Here is a 7,932-nt window from a genome sequence, read left to right as displayed (position 1 = left end):
CGGTGATGATGCCGCCTTTGAGCTCGGTATGGTTGCGTATGTTGACGTTGAAGCCGCCGTCTCCGGCGAAGAGGCCGGATTGTTCGGTTACGGAAGCATGGTCGGCATTGGTTTTGCTTTGGCTGTAGCTGGCGCTGCCGGATACGCCGTAGCCGACGGTAACCTGGCCGCTGATGTTTTGCTGTTTGCTTTGGTAGGCGGCGGTATCCTGCACGCTTTCGATGGTGAGATTGGCTGCGGTAAGCCCGATGCTTTGGCCTTTGACTTGCGCGCCTTTAATCAGGGTATCGCCGCTGCTTTGGATCAGGGTTTGGCTGTTTGCATCGCCGATATGGCTGTGGCGGTGGGTGAGGTCGTCGCCGTTGCCGTAGCCTTTGCCGTAGTTGCCGCCGGCGGTGATGCCGAAGGCGAAGCCGTTTTGGCCGTAGCTGACGGCTACGCCGGCATTCCAGCCGCTGCTTTGGTTGCTGCTGCGCTCGCTGTGGGTTTGCTCGGCGGATTGCAGGGCGATGCTGTCTGCGGACAATAGGGTGCCGCTTTTGCCGGCGACATCGGATCCGGCAATGCGGATGCGGGCATTTCCGGCTTCGTTGTCGGCAATCAGGCTGACTTTGCCGCCGCCGATGGTTTGTGAGGCGAGGGCGCTTGTGCCTGTGATGTGGCTTTGGTCGGTGCTTTTTTGTTGGCCGTAGGTAATGGAGACGCTGACTTCTTGTGCTGCGGCTTGGGGATTTTGAGCGGCTTGGCCTAAGGCTTGGTCGGCAGCCCGGACGCTCTGGGCGGCATTGGCTGCTGCCATGGCGTTGACGCGGGCATTTTTACTTTTGCCGACGGTTTTGGCGGCGGCAACGGCGCCTTGTACGGCCTGTACAACGGGAACGTTGACGGCCACGGTCAGGCCTTTTTGCTCGATGGTGTGTTTGTAGTCGGTGGCGTAGGTATCTTGTGCGGCTTCGATGTCGATGTTGCGGGCATGAATCAGCACGTTGCCTTTGGGAGAGGAAACGGTAGAGCCGGTTTGACGATAGTCGCCGCCTGCCTGTATCAGGGTATCGCCGGAGAGGCTGCCGACGGTGCTGCCGCTGTGGGCGGTGGTTTGGCTGCGGGTGGCTGTGCCGTCTTTTTTGCTGCCGACGGTAAAGCCGATGCCGCCGCTGCCCATCAGGCCGGATTTTTTGCTTTGGTGGAACTCGCTGCCGTCATAGCGGCTTTGCGCGGCTTCGATGGCGATATTGCCGCCGGCGGTGATTTGGGTCAGGTTGTCGCTGACGATGTCGCTGCCGCGAATCAGGGTATCGCCTCCGCTGTTGAGGAAGACACGCTTGCCGGTAATGCTGCCGGAGACGGCTTCGTCGTCATTGCGGCGGTATTGTGCAAGCTGGCTGCTGGAGCTTGTCAGTTTTTTCTGTTTGCTGTATGCGGAAGCATCCAAATCTAATGTTTTTCTGCCCTCGGTAATATTCAGATTATTTTTCGCATCCAATACGACATCGCCGCTGTCGCTGTTGATATCTGCCTGGCGGGCGTTGATGTTGTTACCGCTCAATACGATATCGCCTGCGGTTTGGATTTGCGTGCCGGTTTCGGCGCTTGTATGCACATGGCGGTGGTTTTTATCGCTTAATGCGCCGTAGCTTTCATGATTTTCGGTTTGAACGGTGCTGAGATTGAGATCGCCTGCGGCACGAATCTGGGTTTGCCCCTTGGCGGCTTCATTGCGTACGGTTGCACCGACAAAGTCGATTTTGCCGGCCTCTACCAGCATCAGGCCGTCTGAAATATGGTTGACATACAGCCCGGCAACGCGGTCGATGACGGTACTGCCGTTTTGTTTGTCTCCGCTTGTCGCTGTGGTGCTTTCAATACGGATGTCTTTGGCCCGGGCAATCAGCGCGTTATCGGCCGCAATGCTGCCGCCGATTACTTCCAATCGCTCATCGGCTTGCACGCGCACTTGTCCGCCTTGAATCAGGCCGCTGTTGCTGATGTTGCCTGCTCCGAGATCGACGATGCTGCGGCCGGCAATGGTACCGCTGTTGCTCAGATTGCCGTCGCTTTGCAAACGGATTTGATCCGCGCTGATTAATCCGCCTGCGCTGTTGACATCGCCTTTGCGGGCCACGACATATACTTTCGGAGCGAGCACGGTAACGCGGCTGCCGTCAATCAGGGTATAGCTTTGCGGCTCCAGCCAAACGATGTCACTGGTTAAGCGGGCGACTTGCTCGGCAGTCAGGGCGATGCCGGGCGTCAGGTTGAAGGTTCGGGCATAGGTGATGCCGTTGTCCATCAGGGCTTTGAATTGGTCTTCGTCGTTTTGATAGCCGTCTAAGCGGCGGTGGCCGGTCAGACGGGCGATTTGCTCGTTGACCAGCTTCTGCTCGTAATAGCCGTCGCCCAGCCGTTTGTGCATATTGGCGGGGTCTTGTTTGAAGGCTTTGAGCATGTAGTCGCTGCCCAGCCATTGGCGGTAGTCGGTAAAGGCGGGGTCGGTTTCAATCAAAAATTGGGGATGGGCGGGGTTAACGGCGTAAAGTGCGGAAATGGGCAAGGTCGCCGGCAGGGGTAAATGACGGATAGCGTTTTGCACGCTTTCGATATTTAAATCAGCAACAGGTTGAATTTCAATCTGTTTATTGGTAACAGGTAAAACGGCTTGACTGTATTCTTCAACGGTAGCGGTAGCAGGCTCGAATACGCCTTGCTTCGTTATGACGGTATTGATTGCCGTTGGGTCACTCCGTTTAATGGAATTTTGATGAAACAGAGTATAAAGATTACCCTTGCGTGCCAATTTAACGGGCGCAGGCGTAGCTTCATTTTCAATGGGGGATGAGGTTGCCATGGCTCCGCCGGACAAAATCATACTGTCGCGGTTGGTAATCTTATCTGCATCAACATTCAGATTGCCACCAATAGAAATTTCGCCCGGTTGGTTTTCTGTCACGCGCTGTTTATAAACGGATTCCGTATATTCTTCTAATTTCACGCCAAGCACATTGCCTTCTTTGTAAGCAATATTAGTGCCGTCGTAAAAATCGAAGTTCATATCATGCTTTTCCCAGCGGAAAGTACCGTCCACCAGATTGGTAAAAAACGGCTCTGCTTCGTCGGGACGGGTAAAAGTCATTACCTGCTTGCTTTCTGCCAAATACTCTTCCGCTACAAAATGCTTATTCACATTCTGCAAATCATCAACGGCAATCGCGCCGTCGCCTTGGGCTTCAATCCGTGCACTGCTGTTGATTAAGGTTTGCGCGCGACCTTTCGTCTGATGGCCTGCATCCAAGCTGCCGCCGATTTTCAGACGGCCTTCGCTTGAGAGCAGGGCGCTTTCTTGGTTGGTGATGTCTTGTGCGCCGATATCCAGCCGCTCACGCGCGGCGATAACGGCGGCTCTGGTTTCGCCGCCTGCGGTTTCTTCACGGTTCAGTAGCTTGCCCGCTGCGAATGCCACATGGTCGCCGTAAATCTTGCCGCTGCCGATGTTCTCCACAGTATCTTTGCCTTCGATACGGGTCAGGCCGTTGCTGTTGATTAGGCCGCGGTTGGTGATGTTTGATGCACTAAGGCGGGTGTCGCTGCCGGATTGGATTTTGCCGTCTGCGGTGTTGTCGATGTCGGCAGTGTTTAAGGTCACTGCCGCACCGCCTTGCAGCAGATGGGCATTTTGCAGACGGCCTTGTGTGCTGATGCTTAAGGCGCGTCCGGCTTCGATATTGTGCGCGGTCGTGAAATCATCTTGCAGACTGATGCCCAAATCGCGTCCGGCAGCTAATGTACCGTCCGCTTCTAAGGCTTTGGCTTGGATAGCAGCATCTTGTCCCGCAAGAATGCTGCCGCTGCTGTTTTGAATGCTTAGGGTGTTTTGACCGCTGTCGGTAATGTGGACATTTTGGGCGGACGTGATTTCGCCGCCGTTGTTGTTTAAGCCGTCTGAAATTTGCAATGCGGTTTCGTTGTCGCTGCGGATAAAGCCGCTTTGATTATCCAAACGCGCGGCGTGGATATTCAGACGGCCTGAATCCAGGCTGCCTTTTTGGTTGTTGAGATGCTTGGCCGTAATATCTGTATCGAGGGCGGCGGTTTGACCGTCTGAATTGTCGAACGATACGGTATCGACCATCAGGACGCCGCCGGACTGCAGCGAGCCGTTGCGGTTGTCAACAGATTGGTTGCGAATACGGATGCTTTCGCTTGCAACCAGGCTGCCCGAGCGGTTGTCGAATGCGGTGGCGGTAATGTTGGCTTGCTTGGCGCTGATGCTGCCGCTTTGGTTGTCAAACAGCGCACCGGAAACGGTCAGGGTGTTCAAACTTAATTCGGCGTGATTGCCCAGTCCGTTGCGGGTGCTCAGGTCTGTGCCGTTGTTGGCGGTGATTTCGCCGCTGTTGGCAAGGCTGTCGGTAACGGTGATGTTGCCGTCGGCAAGGGTGGGGCTGTGTGCGGCGGTTGCGCTTGGGGCGGCAACGCTGCCGCTGCCGGCAGCGGTGGTCGGGGCGGCGGCGGTTTTATCTGTTGCGGAAACGGGCGGGGAGCCGGTTGTTGTATCGGCTTTGGGTGCGCCGATGTAGCCGCTGCCGCGGTTGTCCAAGCTGCCGGCCGATAAGGCCAATGCCTGCGGACCGGTTTGGGCGATGCGGCCGCTGTTGTTCAGGCTGCCTGTCTGAATGTCCAAACGGGCGGCGTTGATTTGGCCGCCGTTGGACAGGGCGGACTGATTGACGACGGCCAATTCGTCCGATGAGCCGATGAAGCCGCTGTTGTCGAGATTGTGTGTGGCGATGGCGGCTTTGCCTTGTGACGACAAGGTGCCGCTGTTGCTTAAATCGGTTGCTTTCACTGATACGGCGGCAATATCCGCACCGCTTTGTGCGGAATCGGAAGCGACCATCGAACCGCTGTTGCCGACGGTGCCGTCGGCCGAGAGGGTTACGCCGCCGGCTGCGGCGAAGATTTGTCCGGCATTGCGGACGGCTGCGCCGCGGTCGCTGCTGATCAGGGTAATCTTGCCGGCATACATGCCGCCCAGTGTGCCGGTATCAATGGCGACGGCGGGGGGTGTTTGGCCGTTTGAAACCGCATGGACTTTGCCGTTGGCGGATACGTTGTTATTGCCTGCTGCGACCTGTATGTCTTTGCCCCATATGCCGGCGTTGATTTGTGCGGCGCGGCTGAGGATGCGGGTGTAATCGGCAGTCGACGTATCCAAACCGCCGCCGTTGACGGCTATTTCGCCTTCCCGAACCTGATAGCCGGTCAGGGCGCCGTTGTCCAATACGGGTCTGCCGGTTGTCAGGGTTACACCGGCGGCATTGATGAAGCCTGCGCCGTTGACTCGGATACCGGCCGGATTGGCCATAATGACTTCGGCGCGGCGGCCGCCGACTTCGATGTAGCCGTTTAACAGGGAGGGATTGGTGCTGTTGATTTGGTTGACGATGATGCGGGCTTCGCCCGTTGCCAGCCAGGGATTGCCCTGAATCCGGCCGCCCAGCTGCGTTTGCACGCCGCTGCGGCTGTTGTTGAGAACGGCGCCTTTGGTATCCACATCAAATTGGCGGTATTGGTTGAGCGATACGCCGGCCGCACTCGGGGTTTGGATGTTGACCTGCGGCAGGCCGTTGGCTGTTTGAAGAATAGTCGGTTGCTGATTACCCGGTGCGCTGCGGTCGGGGCGGATTTCCGAAGCATGGGCGGGAACAATCAACGCCAAACCCAGGCACATCATCAATGAGAAGGAAAGTAGGCCGATTTTGCCGGAGCAGACGGCGGAGGCAGGCGCATTTTCAGACGGCGTGATGCAGGCGCCGCTGCCGTCTTGGGCGGATTTGCCTTCGCGCAAGGTATGCTCGGCAACCGCCACCATGCAGCCGCGCTTTTTATTGAAGATGACTTTGTAACGGGTTTTGTTCATTGTCTGCTCCCGATTGCCGATTATCGATTGCCGCCTTTGCGTTTTTATTGATTGATTTTAAAACGAATAATTGACGTTAAATCCGTAATGTGTGTTGGCCGTCTGAAAATAGGCCGGTTTGTGCAAGGGCTTGGCGGCAAAAATATCGTAATACAGGCTGCCGCCGATTGTGAATTGTCCTTTAAGGCCGACGGCGCCGCCGCTCAGGCTCTGCCCGAGCAAGTAGGGTGCGGAGCGGCCGGAAACATGGCCGGTGTCGATGCCGATGTAAGCACGGTGGTTTCGGGCATACTGCCATGACAGGTCGTTGCGCCAATACCAACCGCGTTCGGCCGACAAGGTCGTCCCGCCGTCGAAGCCGCGCACGGTATAGCGGTTGCCGATGGCGAGTTTGTCCAGCGGCGTCAGCGGGGTTTTGTTCCATTGGGCATGAAGGCGGGTATCGTAGGCAAACTGCTGCCTGCCCAATTTGAACGGCACATTCAGCTGCACATCGGCCGTGAGGATTTTCATGCGCGACGTGCCTTCGCCGAAGGCTTCTTCCGGCGCGGCCGGGCTGTTATTGCGGCCGGTGCCGCGTTTGTAGTTCAGCCCCACATCCAAAGTTGCTTTGCCGATGTATTCCTTATGGTTTAAACCCAGCGCCCAGCCGGCGGTTTGACGGCGCTGCACTTCGATTTCGGTATCGTCGATAAAGCTGCGCGTTTCCCGCTGCCACAGCTTGGCCGAAAGATGGGTTTTACGTTGGGCGTCGCGGTAGAGCAGACGGCTGATGCCGATATCGCTTGTCCGGCTTTTGCCGTTGTAGTCGTACACTTCGCTCATACCGGCCACCGCCTGATGATAGCGGTAGCTGCTGTGGTTCCACGACCACAGCCATTTGCCGAAGGGTACGGAATAGTGAAACGCATAGCCGTTGGTGCCGCTGCCGGTATGTTTGCCGTCTGCATCCGTATAAGACGCTTTATGCCCCAAATCATGACTGACTGAGGCATAAAACATATCGCTTAAGCCGAAAGGGTTCTCGGCAGACAAAGACACCGAGCCTTGGTATTTCCCGGTGGCCTTGCTGCCGGCGTCATCGGCGGCAAGGGTGAGGCGGTAAGGCAGCAAACGCTGCTGCCAAACCACCGCCACATCGCTTTCAGACGGCTTTTCGCCCGGCTCGATACGGATGTCGGCTTCCACAGTGGGAAGCCGTTTGAGGTTTTCCAATCCCTGCTCCAAATCGCGCAGGTTCAGAATGTCGCCGTTTTGGAGCGGAAATTCGTTTTGAAACGCCGCAATCCGCCCGGCACGGGTGGCTTCGTCACGGCTGCGGTCGATATGCAGCGAACGGATGCGGCCGGGCAAGACGGTCAATGCCAGCATGCCGCTGTTTAAATCCTGCGGCGCCGCCAAAATACGGGTGGTCGTATAGCCGCGGCCGATAACGGCATTTTGCGCCAATGTCATGATGTGGTTGATGCCTTGAGCGCCCAGGCACATACCGGGTTGAAAGGCAGATTGTTTAAGTGCTTGATTGAGGGCAAACTGAAAGCGGCGGGCAGAATCGCCGGTGAGGGTGACGGATTGGACGGGGAAGCAGGGGGATTCGGAATAGGCAAGGGAGAAAGGCCGGGCAGGATTTTCAGACGGTAAATCTAAATGCACGTCTCTTTGCGGCCGGGCTTGCTGCAAAAGCGCTTGCCGGCGCAGTTGCTCTTGCCGGATAAAGTTGGCTTGCGTGTCGTCGGCGGCATGGGCGGAAACGGCAAAGACTCCACCTGAGCTCAGCAGCAAAACATGTCGCATCAACTTAAACAGTCGCATTTCCATCTAACACTTCCCCAGGTTAAAAGGCAGAAAAAAGCCAATCCTGTAATGAATTGGTATATTAATAATATTTGAGAATTTTTGCAAGTTAGTGTTAAGATATTTTTTATTTGTATAACTGGTGATTGAGAAGCGAATAGAAAATAAGCGGTTACTTTGGTAATGGATGGGGTTTGACTGTACCGACAAGATTGCGTATC

The 7,932-nt window shown here is 56.2% G+C and carries 2 protein-coding genes; both read right to left on the bottom strand.

Features of this window, described 5'->3' with window-relative positions; all coding sequences use genetic code 11:
• On the bottom strand, positions 1-5,917 hold a 5,917-nt coding region (locus BDE01S_RS06345; protein ID WP_066078902.1), incomplete at its 3' end, for a two-partner secretion domain-containing protein.
• 57 nt (positions 5,918-5,974) lie between these two features.
• On the bottom strand, positions 5,975-7,711 hold the full coding sequence (locus BDE01S_RS06340) for a ShlB/FhaC/HecB family hemolysin secretion/activation protein (protein ID WP_115225359.1): 1,737 nt from the start codon (positions 7,709-7,711) through the stop codon (positions 5,975-5,977).
• Positions 7,712-7,932 lie beyond the last annotated feature (221 nt).

The sequence above is a fragment of the Bergeriella denitrificans NBRC 102155 genome, from assembly GCF_001592185.1.
Taxonomy (GTDB): Bacteria; Pseudomonadota; Gammaproteobacteria; order Burkholderiales; family Neisseriaceae; genus Neisseria; species Neisseria denitrificans.
Note: the sequence above shows the minus strand (reverse complement) of the source record. Positions and strands in the feature narration are given on the sequence as shown.